General features: G+C 33.7%; 13 protein-coding genes and 1 tRNA gene. 5 read left to right on the top strand and 9 right to left on the bottom strand.

Going from position 1 to position 17,036, the window contains the following annotated elements; all coding sequences use genetic code 11:
• Positions 1 to 131: 131 nt before the first annotated feature.
• A complete protein-coding gene (locus ACFSTE_RS04025; protein WP_378255967.1) occupies positions 132 to 518 on the top strand; it encodes a hypothetical protein in 387 nt (128 codons plus the stop codon).
• A 105-nt stretch (positions 519 to 623) separates the two neighbouring features.
• Here the strand turns inward: ACFSTE_RS04025 and ACFSTE_RS04030 are convergent, their stop codons facing one another.
• Together ACFSTE_RS04030 and ACFSTE_RS04035 are read right to left on the bottom strand one after the other, a co-directional pair.
• Positions 624 to 1,058, bottom strand: a complete 435-nt coding sequence (locus ACFSTE_RS04030) for a hypothetical protein (RefSeq protein ID WP_378297976.1) — start codon at positions 1,056 to 1,058, stop codon at positions 624 to 626.
• 22 nt (positions 1,059 to 1,080) lie between these two features.
• A complete protein-coding gene (locus tag ACFSTE_RS04035) occupies positions 1,081 to 2,310 on the bottom strand; it encodes a phage integrase SAM-like domain-containing protein (RefSeq protein WP_378255963.1) in 1,230 nt (409 codons plus the stop codon).
• A 160-nt stretch (positions 2,311 to 2,470) separates the two neighbouring features.
• Here ACFSTE_RS04035 and ACFSTE_RS04040 point away from each other — a divergent pair.
• The 4 genes from ACFSTE_RS04040 (at position 2,471) to ACFSTE_RS04055 (ending at position 6,943) form a co-directional block, all read left to right on the top strand.
• Positions 2,471 to 2,545: transfer RNA gene (locus ACFSTE_RS04040), tRNA-Pro, on the top strand.
• A gap of 133 nt (positions 2,546 to 2,678) precedes the next feature.
• Positions 2,679 to 3,746, top strand: coding sequence for a hypothetical protein (locus tag ACFSTE_RS04045; RefSeq protein ID WP_378255961.1), 1,068 nt, complete (start codon positions 2,679 to 2,681; stop codon positions 3,744 to 3,746).
• Positions 3,747 to 4,203: 457 nt separating this feature from the next.
• Complete coding sequence (locus ACFSTE_RS04050) at positions 4,204 to 4,428, top strand: hypothetical protein (protein ID WP_176029510.1); 225 nt, start codon at positions 4,204 to 4,206, stop codon at positions 4,426 to 4,428.
• Positions 4,429 to 4,690: 262 nt separating this feature from the next.
• The gene (locus tag ACFSTE_RS04055; protein ID WP_176029511.1) at positions 4,691 to 6,943 is read left to right on the top strand and encodes a S8 family serine peptidase; all 2,253 of its coding nucleotides are present in this window, start codon (positions 4,691 to 4,693) and stop codon (positions 6,941 to 6,943) included.
• Between the two features lie 98 nt (positions 6,944 to 7,041).
• Here the strand turns inward: ACFSTE_RS04055 and ACFSTE_RS04060 are convergent, their stop codons facing one another.
• The 7 genes from ACFSTE_RS04060 to ACFSTE_RS04090 form a co-directional block, all read right to left on the bottom strand.
• The gene (locus ACFSTE_RS04060) at positions 7,042 to 7,977 is read right to left on the bottom strand and encodes a DUF4249 domain-containing protein (RefSeq protein ID WP_176029512.1); all 936 of its coding nucleotides are present in this window, start codon (positions 7,975 to 7,977) and stop codon (positions 7,042 to 7,044) included.
• Positions 7,978 to 8,010: 33 nt separating this feature from the next.
• Positions 8,011 to 10,392, bottom strand: coding sequence for a TonB-dependent receptor (locus ACFSTE_RS04065; protein ID WP_378255958.1), 2,382 nt, complete (start codon positions 10,390 to 10,392; stop codon positions 8,011 to 8,013).
• 318 nt (positions 10,393 to 10,710) lie between these two features.
• Positions 10,711 to 11,529 carry an OmpA family protein gene (locus ACFSTE_RS04070; protein WP_176029514.1) on the bottom strand — a complete coding sequence of 273 codons (819 nt, stop codon included), beginning with the start codon at positions 11,527 to 11,529 and terminating at the stop codon, positions 10,711 to 10,713.
• 207 nt (positions 11,530 to 11,736) lie between these two features.
• Positions 11,737 to 12,207 (bottom strand): hypothetical protein, encoded by a 471-nt coding sequence (locus ACFSTE_RS04075; protein WP_176029515.1) that lies wholly within the window; start codon positions 12,205 to 12,207, stop codon positions 11,737 to 11,739.
• A gap of 182 nt (positions 12,208 to 12,389) precedes the next feature.
• Complete coding sequence (locus ACFSTE_RS04080; protein WP_378255954.1) at positions 12,390 to 13,121, bottom strand: PepSY domain-containing protein; 732 nt, start codon at positions 13,119 to 13,121, stop codon at positions 12,390 to 12,392.
• Positions 13,087 to 14,514 (bottom strand): PepSY domain-containing protein, encoded by a 1,428-nt coding sequence (locus ACFSTE_RS04085; protein ID WP_378255952.1) that lies wholly within the window; start codon positions 14,512 to 14,514, stop codon positions 13,087 to 13,089. Before ACFSTE_RS04085 ends, ACFSTE_RS04080 begins: the two co-directional genes overlap by 35 nt.
• A gap of 60 nt (positions 14,515 to 14,574) precedes the next feature.
• On the bottom strand, positions 14,575 to 16,959 hold the full coding sequence (locus ACFSTE_RS04090) for a TonB-dependent receptor (RefSeq protein ID WP_378255950.1): 2,385 nt from the start codon (positions 16,957 to 16,959) through the stop codon (positions 14,575 to 14,577).
• Positions 16,960 to 17,036 lie beyond the last annotated feature (77 nt).

A 17,036-nucleotide genomic window follows, 5' to 3' on the forward strand; every position in this document is an offset into this window, starting at 1 on the left:
CTACAGTCTGCGAAACGTCTGCAAGATTCATTGAGCGCTTACCTGAATATTGTAGGAGTTAGATATCATAGGCAAACTTCCCCCACGGCATGCCCGGGGAAATATGCGATTAAAAAATTAAAACCTTTGCTATGGCAGTAGTAGCATCAATATTAAAGGTTCCCCTGGTCAGACACTTTATATCTAGTGCTATTGTTTTGCTGGTAGGTTTTTTCATTGGATGGAAAATATTCGATAAGAAGCTTGATTCAGCAAAAGAAGAATCTAACCTGTTAAAAGGAAAATACGAGGAGTTACAGAGATCATATCAACATCAAAAAGTAGTCTTAGACACTTTGCAATCAAACATTCTTAGACTAGCAAATAAGGAGAGTATTAAAATAGATAATCATGTCGATGCAAAATTGAAGAAAGGAGGGAAGTTGAATTTCTCTCCGGAAACAATTATTTCCGATACGATACCTAAAAAGAAAAGGAGAGGACTTTTCAGACGAAAAAGGCGAAAAATACCGCCTTAGTTTATATATTAGCCCCGCCAAAGGGATTGACGACTGATTATCGTCAATCTATAAAGAGCATCACTATTATTGTGGTGCTTTTTTTGATGATGTCCGCAAACTAGCTTACCAATTATCTTTCAGCAAGGCTTCTCTTTTATATAAATATTTATAATAAGTAGTTGAGTCTATTTCTTTTTTAAGAAACATTTCAAGACTGTTTATACTGTTAATTCTATGTAAGACTTTTGTTCTCAAAGTAAGTTGATCATCATCAAATTTGACTACACGGCTGAAATATTTTGATTCAGAATTTTTCAGATCCGGGTGAATAAAAGATCTGTATATGGAATCTCCCTTAATGGTGTACTTATACTTTACTATATTATCAGTATTTAAGTCATAAAGATACATTGTTTCTCCGTCAAAATAATATTCCTGATAATTACCTTTACGTAAACTGGACCAATTCCCTACCAATAAAGAATTATCAAATGATGTCTCGTTGTTGCTACAAGATAGAACCAGAATTAATACTATTATGACTTTAAAAAACTTCATTGTTATTGTTTTTTATGAGGGATTATTTGAAGATTAAATCTATAACCTTTCTATGTTCCTTATCAATGACAGAATAAGGCAATTGACGTTGATATTTAAATGTTACTCCTTGTGGTTTATGTCCTTGTATTTGCATAGCAACGAGGGTATCGATTAATATTTCACCTGCAAAAGATCTAAACAAATAACGAGGTGTTTTTGTTTTGATTTTTTCTGAAAAGCCTAAAGTATCTGATACGCGTTCCAAAGATTGTTGAGCGTTCTGTCTTTTGAGTCTGTATGATTTCTCTAACGGATGTGGGATGTGTGAAAAAACACGCTCTGTTTCTTTGTTTCCATATTCCTCAATTATCTCTAAGGCTTCATCAAATAAATAACAGTCTATAACTGAGCCGCCGTCAGGTTTGTTTCTATTTTTAAATCTTTTGAACTTTATCCTTCTATTTTTGATTTGAGACCATTTTAAAGATGCTAAGTCTGCGTAATCTTGTCCTCCTAATAAGAATTGGAGTAAAAATAACTTAATATGCCTTTTGGTGGTAAACTTACTCTTTTTCGTAGTGTATGTCTTCGGTGTGTAATTGAGTAGTTTTTTAATTTCCTCTGGTACCAATGAAGTAACTTCTGCTGAACGTTTATTACTGATAAGTCCCATAAAAGGATTATCACGTTTTATATTAAGAGACTCACGCCTCTGTGCTTCCTTGTAAGTTGATCTCATTGTAGATAACAGAAATGGAACATTGCCTTTTCCTTTTCCGTGTTTGGTCTTGTATACTATGAACTTTTGGAGCCATTCGTAATCTATGTCATTTATTAGAACATCGTCAGTACCTAAATAATATTCGAGTTGTTTCTTGGTCCGTTCATAAGCTTCAGTTGATCTACCAAGGTCTTTTAATTCACGTATTCTTGTTGAGATAAACTCTATCATTCCTATTCCGGATTCCTTTTGAAGTTCGGCAATTCGTTTTTTTAATAAGAAAATCTCTAAGTCTTTATCTTTAACACCATTCTTAATAACATCTATTGATTGTTCTAAAGAAAGATTGTTATTGTTGCAAAAATTAACTTCGTCTTCAAGTTCAGAAATCCTACGAGCCAAACCTGGAGTTATTTTTAATCTTTTACTTTTTTGATATGTTTTTAATGAAATAAATTTATATTTGCGCCCAGAATATATTTGAATCTTTACAGGGTACCCGTCTTTCGACGCTCTTCTTGTATCGATAACAATATCAGCCTTGATCATAGAAATATAGATTAGAAAATTTTCAAACAATTTTCAAACAAATGTAATAAAATATGACAGAAAACGGTCTAAAATGAACAGTTTTACAAATGTCATGTGCGAGTTTTAGAACATTGAAAAATCTGTAAAATACTGATAATCAGAGCAAATAAATAAAAAACGGGATGTAGCTTAGTCCGGTTAAAGTGCTGGTCTGGGGGACCAGAGATCGGAGGTTCGAATCCTCTCATCCCGACTGCCGCAAGTCATTTTGATGTCTTGCGGTTTTTTGTTTTTTTAACTTTTGTAATGTTTTTAATTTGGTAACAATTTCAATACTTAAAACATTAATTATGTGTAAATTGAAATTTATCAAAAAAAACAAATAAGTGAGTACTATTAAATTTGGAATACGCAGTGTACGCTTAAAAAGCTATTCGCTAAGGGAATTAGGTCTTGAAAATGAGGTAAATGCTAAAATGAGAGTTGAATATAGACAAAACTATTTCCACCTTCATTTTTTACCTCTATTTCCTACTACGAAAGTATTGAGATTACGAAAAGAAGATCAACAGTTATACGAAATTCCTGAACATATTCGTACAGTAATAGCATCTCAGATTAAAGAAAAACCTAAAACACCCTGGTATACATTTTTAGGTCCTATAATTTTGTTAGTAGGACTAACTGTTTATTTTGGGAATTTAGGGATAAAAAATTATCAAACTAAGGCATATTATAAAGAAAAATTTTACCAGACAAGAGATCATAGCCTTCAGCTACTGGATAGTCTTGATACTCATGTGTATTTTAAAATTAGAGATACAAAAAGGTCATTCCGAACAGATGGGTTATATGCTAAAGTAGAGAATATTTATAAGGATAGTATACAATTAGTAAAATTGCATACGGATCTCAAATATGATGAAGATAGACTTTCTTATCAAGTTCAGAAGTACTATGAGACATATGCCGCTAATTTACCAGCAGAATGGGTGTCAATAGATACACTAAAAAAAGCAATATTACGAGAATACGGATCTTCGAGTAAAAATAAAGGGATTCATATTTTCGAAACTACAATGATTATAGAAGAGGCAGCCTCAATTTATAAAGAACCTTATCTAGTCACAGATGGTAAAGGAGTGGATTATATTAAAAAACAAATGTCTTTACGATTAAAAAACTATGGTTGTGAGGCAATTATTAGTAAAATACATTTAAAAAAAGGAATGCTGAAATGGGATCAGGAATTTCCAATAGATTTCAGCAAGTATAGTTCTAATACATATAGTAAGCTAACTATTTATGCTACTTATGAAAATAAAGAAGAAGAGTATGAGTTTATTATTGACCTGAGAGATGATGAAAATATGTTACATCAATATGAGGTCAAGGGAACTTTAGAAAATGGTTTTAAGTTAAAAAGAATTCGATCGGGAAGTAAAAGAAAGTAATGAGAGAAAGATAGTTTTTACATAAAAGTAAAGGTTATATATTGAAGGTGAGTTCATAAAAAAGTCCCTTTTGTCCCAAAAGAACTGTTGTAAATCAAGCAATTTTACATAAAATTATAGAAGAGAAAATTAATTATAAATGAATTTTTCTAGTACTAAATAGAAAGAAAAAATCTTTGTATCATCTAAAAAAGGCTCTCTGATCAATATTATAATTTACTAAAGGACTGCAAAGACGGAAATGGAGCTACTTTCCGTGAAAAAAAGTAGTTGATAATCTCATAATTTTACAGGATATATAAAAAGAACTACGAACCGATAACCTGATTAAATGCATAAGGTTTTTTAATGATGTTTTTTTAACGTGTTGTATACGAGTATTTTGTGAAAATGGCACAAAAAATGCCATAGATAAAATAACCAACATTGATTATCAAATACCTTAAAACTTAAAAACATGCTAAAGAAAAGAACAAAAAAAATTATAAGAGCAATTAAAAACACAGCAGCCTACAAAGCGAGAAGTATAGATTATACTGAGCATGATGATAGAGTAGTGGTGTATAACAATAATAAGAGTGATCACGAAGATTTTGTAGCAATCTATGCAATTTTACCTCTAACTGCTTTCAAACTTAGAATTAAAGCCTATAAATCTAAAGTATATCTGGAAGTAAAGTAACCATCGATATATTGAGATAAGAAAAAAGAACTCTTGAAATTTTCAAGAGTTTTTTTATTGCTGTATTTCAAAGGGTGCCTATTTACATTATAAAAGGTTTTTGTGATTTTTTATTAAAAAAATGTAAGAGTTTTATTAAAATATGTTAAAATAAAATACTGAATTATTGATGGTTAGCTAATTTGTGTACTTTCATAATATCATTTAACCAAACTTATATATAACTATGAAACAGATGATTAATTTAATGCTGTGTCTATGTATGACCAGCATTTTTTATGCGCAAAGTAGTGATCCGCTAAAAAATCAACTTTATGTACTGGATGATGTAAATGAATATAAACTTCTGGTGAAGTTTAAGTCAGCATTGATGCCAGTTGTAAACAAGGGGGAAGTAGCATTATTGAATTCCTCATTTAGCGAGAAGTCCTCCAAGAATTTGAGAGGGCTTTTTTTTAGACCTTTAATTGAATTCACGGAAGCCCAAAAGGCAGCATTAAGGAGTCCGACAATGCGAAGCCAATCGGATGAAAAAGGATTCAATATTTTAGATTTTGCAGGCTTGTGCGAAGTGCAATCTTCTATAAAAGATAAGCATGCATTATTAGCTTTGGGAAAAAAGCTAGAAGAATTAGAAGAAGTTGAATACTGTGTATTGGAGCCAGTTAAATCTCCTCCACCTCCTGGTTTTTTCTCATTTGCTCCAACCCCGGATTTAACTGCCCGGCAAGGATATAGAAAAGCAAATCCAGGAATAGATGTTGATTATGCCTGGTCAGTTGGTGCCATGGGGCAAGGAGTAAAAATTACAGATATTGAATACAGCTGGGGGAAATTAGATCATGAAGAGTTTGTAAATCAGGGGATGTCATATGTTACATCGCATTATACAGACAATTACAAAGATCATGGAATTGCAGTGATGGGTATTCTGGTAGGAGATGAAGATAACGGAGTGGGAATTAAAGGAACAGCTCCAAAAGCAACCGGAAGAGTAATTAGTGAAATACAAGGACGAGCTACTGCGATCTTAAAAGCAGCTCAAAACTCTCAGGCAGGAGATATTATTGTATTAGAAATGCAAACCGGGGGACCCGATGGAAAACTAGCTCCTGCAGATGTTAATCAATCTGTATGGGATGCCGTAAAATCAGCAACAGATGCTGGAATTTTAGTAGTAGCTGCTGCTGGAAATGGAAATGCAAACCTGGATAGCTCTTCTTATAGTTCCTATAGAAACAGAGGAGATAATGGAAGTATTATAGTAGGAGCAGGAAGCTCTAATACTACTCATTCCAAACTAAATTTTAGCACATATGGACAACGAGTAAATGTTCAGGGGTGGGGACACAATGTTTTTACCACAGGATATGGAGATGTAACCTATGATAATGATTATAGAAAAGAATATACTGCGAGGTTTAATGGAACCAGTTCAGCGACACCGGTTGTAACCAGTGCAGTAGCTTGTATTCAATCATATGCAAAAGAAAAATTAGGAAAGAATATTGCTCCCAGAGAGATGCGAGAATTATTAATTTCCACAGGAATTGCTCAGGGAAGTGGTGGTCATATCGGACCGATACCAAATCTAAAAGCAGCAATTAAAAAGATTTCTGATGGTAGCCCGGGAATCAATGCCCCATCAAACTTAACTGCCAGAAGTACTTCTAACAGCGAAATACGGTTGCAATGGAAAGACAATAGTACAGACGAAACTGGATTCAAAATAGAACGTAGTACGAATGGAACCAACTTTACAGAAATAAAAAGCGTAAGAGCTAATGCCAGTTCATATACAGATACAGGTTTACAAGCAGGAACGACTTACTATTATAGGGTAAAAGCGTTTAACAACACGAACCAGTCGACGTATTCCAATACAGCAAAAGCAACAACCAGTGGAGGAGGGGGAATGACTACAGTTAATTTTGAACTAAAATTGGATAATTATCCGAGAGAAACTTCCTGGGAGGTTAAAGATGCACAAGGAACTGTATTGTATAAAGGAGGTAACTATGGAAGAAGGGGACAACTGATTAAAAAAACATTTGAGTTAAAAGATGCTTGTTACAATTTTGAAATCAAAGATACGTATGGGGATGGGATTTGCTGTAGCTACGGTAATGGTTATTACAAATTATCAAATAAAGGAACTGTACTGATAGAAGGAGGAAACTTTGCAAGTGTAGATACAAAGAGGTTTTGTATTCCAGCTACTACTTTAGCTAAATCAGGTATCGTTACTGAATCTATAGAACCATTATCCGGGCAGGATATCCGCGTGATTCCTCCAAAATATAGTGAACTAGCTAGTATAGAATTTGTAAAAGTAAAGAGTAAATATGTAGACTTAGCCGTTTATAATGTTGGTGGAATTTGCGTTTTTAAGAGAGACAATCACCCTACAAACGAGACAGTATCTTTTAATACAAGTGCATTACCATCTGGAATTTACTTATTAGAAGTATATGAAAGCGGAAAAAAGAAAGTATACAAATGGGTTAAAGAGTAAAATAAACCTCAATTAATTAGATAATATTGCTCTAATAGAAAAGCTCCTGATAGAATCAGGAGCTTTTTGCATTAATAAAGATATGGTTTAGGTAGTATTTAGAAAGTAAACACCTCTTCTGTAATTTGATATGATGAGAAAACTCCTTTTCCTCCATTGACATTAGAAGGAATAGTAATTGGTTCTACAAAGATTTCATCTTCGAAAAATTCTTGTTTTTTTATCGCCTGGTGGTACTCAAAATAATTTTTATCTACCGTGAGAATTTTTACCGTTACCTTTTTTACTTCTCGGGTATTTCCGGTTATTCCTTTTGCTTTTAAGAAAGCACCATCCCGTCCTGCATCGCTGATATACTCCCTCGTGTCATCTTCTATCCCAAAATCATCTTCTTCGTAAAAGAGGTGGTGATTAAAATCGAATTGAGTCAGGTTTATTTCGAAAGAATTGTCAATATCTTCAACATCTTCATTTGCTATAGCGATCACATGATAAAAATTTTCTTCAGAAGCAATATCTTTCCAGCTAATTTCAGCACTGAGATAGGTGCTACTACCGAATCTGGCTTCTTCTTTTTTGATGATAGGTTTTTCAAGCTCTGTACTTGCATTACCAGGTATTGTTGTACTGGCCGTGGCTGTTTTAGCCAAAGCAGTTACTTCTATCGTATAAGTTTCTCCTGCCAGAATAGGGAAGTCTTTGGATGCGACTACATATTTTTTGCTTGTAGGATTGTATGGAACCGTTATGTCTTCATTTTTTGAATTTTTTAAGGTTACAGATGCATCTTTAATCAAAAAATCTTCTTCTGGGATTTTAGGATTGTTTAAGACTACAGATAAGGGAAATGTTTTAGAAATCTCCACCTCTATCAAATCATTTTGAGGGGCGATAAAGCTAGTAATCACAATTTCATTATCAGTAGATAAAAAAGATCCGATATCAACCGGAGTAACAAAAGTATCTTCTCCGCAGCTGCTCATCAATAATGATAGCAATAAAGTTCCTATCAGGCTGTGAATATATGTTTTCATAATTCGTTTGTTTTATAAGGATAGTGTTGTTGATTAAAACTCATACTTGTAAGTGATTGATGGAATAATTGGGAGAATCGAAATTCGATTGAGCTCTCTGACACCATTTTTTCTTTTAAATATATAAGTGAATGGGTTTTTTCTGAAATAAGCATTGTAGATGCTAAAATCCCATGTTCTGGTTCCTCTTTTTTTCTTTTTATGAAATTGAATCGAAAGATCAAGTCGATGGGTGCTTTCTCCTCTAAAGTTATTGCGCTCTTCGTAGTTTTTAGAAATTCCTCTATTGTTAAAAATGTTGCTTTGACTGAGATCGTGTCTATCATTGATAGGCGTTTTAATCTCACCGTTTGGTAAGGTATAATTACTACCTGAAGCATAAATCCATGAACCGGATAATGTAATTTTTTTACTGGGTTTATAAATTCCAACCAAAGAAACATCATGCCTACGATCGTATCGGGCAAAAAAGCGTTTTCCCTGGTTGAGTTCATCAAATTGCCGATCTGACCAGGCGAGAGTATAGCCAATCCATCCTGTAAATTTACCAAACTTTCTCTGTAATAGGAACTCTAACCCATAGGCTTCTGCCTCTCCTGATACGACATTATCCTCCCAAGTTTTTTCGCTATCCTCTCGTGCATCAAATATAAAATCAGTTCCTTCTTTATACCCTATAACATTGTTGGATTTTTTGTAATACCCCTCCAGTGATAAGGTAAAGTTTTCATCGATAAAGTCTCTGGAGTATCCCAGTGCAACCTGATGAGAGCTTTGTGGTTTTACCCGATCGGTCGAAGACACCCAAAGATCAGTTGGTAGACCAATTCCTGAATTGCTCAATAAATGAATGTATTGATTCATAGAAGAATAAGAAGCTTTTACAGCAGATACATCATTTAATTTATAAGCGAGGGATACTCTAGATTCCGGGTTGATATAGTTTAGAGATTTGTAATTAAAACTACTCACACGTATTCCGAGATTCGTTTTAAAACGTTCAGAGATTTTCCATTCATCTTCTACATAAACAGCGGATTCTATAGAACGAAATTCAGTTTTGGATCGGTTATCAGGGAATCCCTTTTCCTTAATAACGCTGGTATGTGGTGTAAAGTTATGATGCAATGCTTGTGCACCAAATCGCAAATGATGGTTTAATGAAGGGAAATAATCAAAATCTAGTTTTACACCAAGGTCTGTAATTCCGGAGTGGAATTTGGCATCATACTGCTGATTGGAATATTCCTCTTCAACATCCAGGAAGAATTTGAAATTACTGTAAATTAATGATGTATTCGAAAACAATTTATCATTAAATTGATGGTTCCATCGAATCGTTGCTGTTTGATTTCCCCACCCTAGCCGGGTTTTGTATTTTTCATTGTCATAATTTTCTTTTAATTTGAAAATATCACGTCCCATATAACTACTTATATAGAGTTTGTTTTTACTGTCGAATTCATGATTTATTTTTGCATTTAAGTCATAGAAATAAGGAGAAACCTTGCTCTTAGAAGTACTCGCTAATCTGGTAAACAGATCTAAATAGGTTCTTCTTCCTGAAAAAAGAAATGAAGTTTTTCCTTTTTTGATTGGTCCTTGAAGTGTAATATTGGACGAAAGTAATCCAATACCAAATTTACCGTGAAGTTCATTTTTATTTCCATCCAGCATTCGTATATCTAGTACAGATGATAATCGACCTCCGTATCTGGCAGGAAATCCTCCTTTATACATTTCTACGGATTTAATAGCATCTCCGTTAAATACAGATAAAAAACCAAATAAGTGATTCGCATTGTATACAGTTGCATCATCCAGAATAAATAAATTTTGATCAGGACCACCCCCTCGTACATAAAGCCCCGAACTTCCTTCTGATCCGGCACTGACTCCTGGCATTAACTGAAATACTTTCAACACATCTTTTTCTCCCAGTAAGGCAGGGATATCCTGAATTTGTTCAACTGGTAGCGATAAAGTACTCATTTGTACTTTGGATGAAATCCGTTCATTTTTTCTCGAGTCAATAATGACTTCATCTAATAGGTTACTTTCTATAGTTAAGTCAATGTCTTTTTGGATATTTTGGGTTAATGAGATGGTTGTTGTAACTGTTTTGAAACCAATATATGAGTAGTTAACATCATACGTTCCCGAAGGAAGCGTTAATGAATAGAAGCCAAAATCATTGGTGACAACTCCTTTTTTTAGAGCAGTGATGTATATAGATACTCCTGGTAACAGTTCGCCGCTTCCACTTTCTTTTACATATCCGCTGATGGTATATTTTTCATTATTTTCCTGAAATGAATACCCTTTTTGGATAATACCAGCTACCAGAAATAAAAAGATAGGTAGTATCAACCGGGTTTTGCAGTAGCCGCATAGTTGTTTTTTATACGAGATCATGTTTTCCTCCTTTAATCATTAGGTATTGAATTGTTTTTATTATTGATACTTTTTCGTCTTCTTGTTTTGAAATTCAAAAAAGTATGCAATTTTTAAAGGCCTTTGTAAACAAGTCGCAGGAAATAGAGAGCACCCCTATAAGAGAGAAAATAAAAAGGTATTTCCGTATATAAAAAACGGTTTTTTATTGTATGTTTCTGATAATTAGTTGTGTAAAAAAAAGCGCCTGATGAATAAAATCAGGCGCTTTACAAAAATAAATCAGTATTTTTTTGTGTAGGAAAGTATACTCCCTTTAAAAAAACTTTAACAGGTAGTTTATTTCATGCTTTCTTTGATAGTATTGTAAAAGTGATCAAATTTAGGGTTGATGGCAATCCGTGTAGAGGTTTCTATACTTTCAGAACCATATTCACTTTTAGCGATGAGGTCAATTCGTTTAGGATCTACTTTGTATTTATTCTGAAGTGTTCTGATAACCTCGGCAGCTTGTAAGCTACTCAAATCCCAGTTGTCTTTGATAGTCTTATTTTTAAACTCTATCGCATTGCTGTTTCCTTCTACATAAATAGAAAGGTCAGGAGTACTATTAATCGTATTAGCAATACTCTCTAACGTAACTTTGGCTTTATCGGTTACTGTGGTATTATCATCATTACCAAATAAAAAACTATTGGCTAAGGTGATATAAATTGTTCCTTTTTTTACACCAATGGAAGCTTCATTGGCAGCAGCTCCTTTCAGGTTGTTTTTAAACAGTGTTAATACAGCAAGTCTGGTAGAATCACTACTACTGATAGCTTTATTAACGGTATTTAATTGCAAATCTTTTTCTTTAATCGTTTCCAAAGATTTTTCTAAGTTTTGAGCTTTCTTTTTAGAGAGCTCCGTGAAATTTCCCATGTTAGCCAGTAAAGAAGCATTGGTTTCTCTTAGGTCATTCACCTGATTTTCTAAGGATTGTACCTTAGATAAACCTACTTTTTCTTTTTTTCGGGACTCGTGTAATTCACTTTTTACAGTGTTTATTTCTTGTCTTAATTTATCTATTTCGGCAAGTAAATCTTTCTTTTTCTGAGCAGTTATGGAGGAAAGCCCTAAGATAGAAATGGAGAAGAATACAATAATTTTTTTCATCGGTTACATTATCGGTTTTTAATACATACCCTTTTTTATAAAAGTTATATTTCTACGACTTTTAACGGTTAAATGGGTTTCTATATGCTAAAGTAAAATATTTTGATTAATAAAAATAACGAGATCATGGTATGATCTTATATAAAAAGCATGATTAACTGTTTGTATAATCATGCTTTTTAATTTTTTTTTCAGAAAAATGATATGCTATTTTCCGAGTAGTTTTTTGGCATTTTCTATACTGCTATTAATTTCATCACGAAGCTCGCCGACAGCAACTTTTTCTTTTTTTAATAGTGCTAGTTTAGCTACGTAATCAAATTTTTCTTCTTCATGTGTTGCTTCATCATGCCCATCTCCGTGATCATGCCCATGACCAGAGGAGAATTTTCTACCAAAATCACTCATCCATCTCATCATATGATCATATGATTTTTTTAACTCTAATTGAGATTTTTCATATACTTTGCCTTGAGCGGTAGTATCAATTTTTGGTTTTAATTCCTTAATTAAGGAACTGATTTCTCCCATTCTGGGCATTACTTCATCATGGATGTCTATAACTTGCTTCATTAAAGCATCAAACTCTTTTTCTTCTTTGCTTTGCGTTTCTTTATTACAAGAGATGAAAAACAAAGTCGTAAGACATATACAGATGATTCCTGATATTTTTTTCATGGTGCAATAGTTAATAAGGTGAATTTAAATTAATGTTTTTGGTATTTTTTTCTTGAGTATTCTCTCGTTTGTATTGTTTGGCAATTTTATTCATTTTTCGTTCTTGCCATGCAATACCTATTATACAGAGTATAATAGCAATTAAAAAAAAGGATAGTAGCATATGTTCTTGCTTTGTGGGGTTATTTTTTTTTATTTAATGTTTTAGAAGTTAATATATATAATAGAAAACCGCTCATAATAGTGAACAGCCCAAAAATAGAAAATATCCTCAAAACCCAGTTATTCATATTGTTTCTTTCTTGATAATCCATGGTGTGTAGCATCCATAGAAAATCAAATATTCTCCATTGATTATTCCTAAAAGTTTCGACTTGAAAACGCGGTTCGGATACATAAATTGTGGTATTTGCCGGTTTATCAAAACGAATAGCGTAAGCAGGAAGCGGGCGTCCCCTGTATTCGTGATGCTTGTTGGTTGTAGTAATGCGTTCTATATTAGTGATTTCTGAAGCGATTGATAACTTTTCTTTGGCGATTAATGCTGCTTTGTTTTCAGACATTTTTTTTGCTTTCTTTCCTGTTATCGCATTGAATAAAAGATACTGCTTCTGATGACCTTGTGTATATGTTACTTCATAGTATAGAGTATCCAATACTTTTTTTAGCCGGACATCTAGTACAGGGGTATGATTTGGTATGTGGTTATATAGCTGCGAATATGGAGCTATAATACCTTTGGGGATTGTAATAGGAGTTTTTTCTTTTTTTAGATTATCTCCTCTTATTTCGTCAATATTTGTCCAACTAAAATACAGCCCTCCTATGGTCCATAAAAAGAATTGAACCCCGAGCAATAGTCCCAGGTAACGATGCCACTTACGCGTATTTCTTACGAGTTTTCTTTTTTTCATTTTTTTGATAATAAATGGATAATCCAAGAATAGAAACAATAGCTACCATTAGGGTAATAACGATCATAATACCGTTTCTGGTATCTTTTCCCAGAAAGTCTAGATAATGATATTTATGCAGAAAAGCAAAGCTAAACCCTTCTCTTCTAGCTGGAGCATCCACTTTTGAAGCAAGTCTATCTGTGGTTGTTTCTACATAATAGGTGTCTTTTTGAACTGTTTTATACGCAATTTTCCATACAGGAAGCCGCTTGTTTATAAAACCGTATTCTCCAGAGAAACGTGCTATTTTTTGAGGAGTGTTCTTTTTTGCGTCTTTCAGTCCAGAGAAATAATCAGCTAAAAAAAATGCGTGTTTTGCATTCCCATCTTTTTCAATAGATCTGGTGTTTAGGTGTAGGTATGCCACTTTTTTCTTAGCAGAAAAAACCTGAATAAAATTTTGCTGGTCAAAAGAAGTCAAGCGAAAGTTTACAGGAGTATGTGAATTTTTTTCGACAATATCTGTAAGAGAGAATTGCAGTGTTTTTGAGTCATATACTTTAGAGTATCGTTTGGCAGGACCGGAAACCATATCAAATTTTACAAATGCATGATATAATCCACTAAAAGCAAAAAGCATCATAAAAATCGAAATGGTCATTCCCGTAATTCTATGATATTTCCTGAATTTACTCTGCCTGGAAGTAGCAATAGTACGTTTGTATTTTTTCCAGAAGGCAGTATAAAAAATAACCCCGGAAAGAGCAGTAAGTAAACTGAGTAGTGCCAAAACAATAATAAGTGTCAGCTTAACAGCTTTGCTAAACCAGATAAAATCCCAGTTGTGCATCATATTAAATGCATAGAGCATTATTATTCTGGTACGATCATTAATGGTTCCTAATCTGCTGGATGGTGTGTGAACATATACATCTTTGCCATTTTCAAAGCGTACTTTGTAGACCGGTAATAATCGGTTAATTTCCCGATAGGTATTAGTGAAATTATGAAGTAGTGTAATTTCTGAAATCGGTAGTTCTTGTTCTCCAGAAAAATGACGTGCTAATACTTTTGCATATTGTTGATCTCCATGTGTCAGAGGAATATGCGTTTGTGTTTCTATATATGCCAATGTATTATCTGGTTTTTCAACTTGATAATACTGTTTATTCAGCATTGAGACCATCCGTATATTTTTGATTTCCGGCAGTTGGTTTTTTGTAAGAATGGTACTGATCAGGCTACTATCTGTTTCTTTTGTGATAGGAATGGTATGAACTCGTCTATTCGCAATATCAGGCTTAATCCACCCCATTATTGGGTGCAATACTCCACTGATGGTCCATAGAATCATAGGAATTAGAACCCAAAGCCCTAATTTTTTATGCCATTTGTACAGTTTAGCGATCATAGGTGTTGTTTTTATAGAAATTATCCCGACCCTTTCTATAGAAAGGGTCGGGATAAAGTGTTATAGGTTATATCGTAGCCCGAGGTGAAAAGCTCTTGGGTTTCCAATAGAATAGCTATTAGAACCTCTAAACCTGTTATAGGAAGCTCTAACGGCATATAATTCGTCAAATACATTCAGAAAGTGCCCCCATACTTCTATATTTTTATATTGTATGCTGGCTCTGAGATTAAAAATAGAATGCCCGTCATAGGTAGCTGTCGTTCTTTTTTCGTCTCCTTCTGGTGTAAGAATCGGGTTTCCGTCTGCATCCTCAACAATTACCTGGTTCTCAAAACTAGTATTATAAGACCCTACGAGCTCATGCTCGGCAGCGATGTTGAAAGCAAGCTCTTTTGATATTTTTGTTTGATAAGAAACAATGGAAGTCCCCGTGATAGAAGGAGCTGTATTTCTATCAGTGTCGGAATAATCGACTCCTCTGTCATAAAAAGTAACGTACCTATGCTTAGCATAGCTTCCATTATGTGTTAGGGATATTCCCTTTACAGGCATATATGTAAGTCCGTATTCAATTCCATAGGATCTGGTTTTTCCAGCATTACTATTAAAAAACTCATCATTTTCATTTCGTAATGTGATTAGGGTATTTTTCCCCTCTAAAAGATAGATAGCAGCATCAAATTTTAATTTAGATGGAAGTACAAAGTATCCTCCAATCTCATAATTGTCATACCTACTTGGTTTTAGGTCAAAAACTTCTCCATCTACTCCAACAAAGCTGTTTCTATAGAGAGTAGAGGTTTGTGGAGGAGTAAACCCATTGGAATAATTGGCATATATTCCTGATTTTTTATTAAAATTATAATTGATTCCTAGCTTTGGTGCAATATTATCATAATTGTTTTCAGAATCTTTTGCTCCCGAAATACCGTCGTTTTGATTGTCATAATCATATTTGAAATAATCATATCGCAAAGCAGCAGTAATTTTTAATGCTTCTATTGGAGTTATTTCGTATTGCATATAAGCTGCGTGATTAAAAATATCAGCATGATAATTAAGAATATAATCCTGATGTTTCTTTTCATACCCTGTATTGATTCCTGTTGTAGGATCTACAAAAACACTGATTCTTTCTGCCTCATATTTTTGAGGAGAGTAATCAGTAGATGCGCCAATGATTAAGGAAGAAGCAGCAAAATCAAAATTTATTTTATGTTGAATAAGTCCAACATAACTTGTGAATTTATTAGAATTGACTTCTCCAGATCCGCTACCGGTTAGTTTTCCCTGATTTCTGAATTGACGAATTCTATAGGATGGGATCTGATCCATTCTGTTACTTCTGAAGATGAGGTTCACAGCTGTTTTGTGATTGTCATTCCATTGTTGATCTAGAGTAGAGCGAAACCTAAAACTAACTGCATCTCTTTCTGTGAAGGTTTGATCACTTTCATAATTACCATTTGAGTAATCAGATTCACTAAGGGAACCTGCCATATCAGAGCGATAATCAACAGCATCTATTACTGATGTCCATCGGGTATTGGGAGAAAAGTCATATACGGTTTTTAAGGTAAAGGCTAATTTTTCATAATCACTATGTGCAATAGGACCATCTTCTCTTTTGGCATAATGTCCACCAACATAAAAACCTAATTTTTCATTTGCCTGATTAGAAACTTCTACTTCATATCTACTGAATCCCAGGTCATTTTGTTGATAGTCAAAACCTCCACTCAGTTTTTCGGTAGGATTCTTAGTAATAAAGTTAAAACTTCCTCCGATAGCTTCACTACCATAGATACTGGATGCAGGTCCTTTTAGTACTTCTATACGACCAAAAGAAGTATTGTTCATTTCTAATAAGGCATTATGATTGAATACAGAGGTAGGACGAATCGGAAGCCCATCTTCTAAATATAAGAATAATGATTTGGTAGAAATAGGAGAACGTACTGCCATAAAATGTTGTTCATTACTCCCGGCTCTGGAAGTAGACATTAATACTCCGGGAATTTGATTTACCAATTGGTCAATTCCGAAGGCTTTACTGGTTTTTATACTCTTGGCATTAAGAGTAGCAATAGAGCCAGGAACTTCAGATCTTTTTTGAGTTTCCCTACTGGCAGAAGTAACTAGTACTTCTTCTAATATTTGGTTTTCTTCTTCTAAAACTATTTGGGTATAAGAGGCTGTTAAGACTATTTTTTTTGAAGTATATCCAATATAGTTAATCAGAATTTCGGTGTTTTTTGTAACCTCAAGACTAAATTCTCCATTTTGATCACTGGTAGTGCCAACAGAAGGGCCTGAAGATACAGTGATGGTTGCACCGGATAAAGGGTGGTTGGAGGCAGTAGTTACTTTTCCTTTAAATAATTGTTGAGCTTGAGTTATAATGCTTGTTAATAGCAATATAATGAATGTTGCTTTTTTCATGGGATAATGTGTGTGAAAGTACTATAGGGGATACTACCATAGTTAGTTATAGTTTTATGAAACAACGTACTTTGTGT

Origin of the sequence: Aquimarina hainanensis (assembly GCF_042684685.1) — a bacterium.
Taxonomy (GTDB): domain Bacteria; phylum Bacteroidota; class Bacteroidia; order Flavobacteriales; family Flavobacteriaceae; genus Aquimarina; species Aquimarina hainanensis.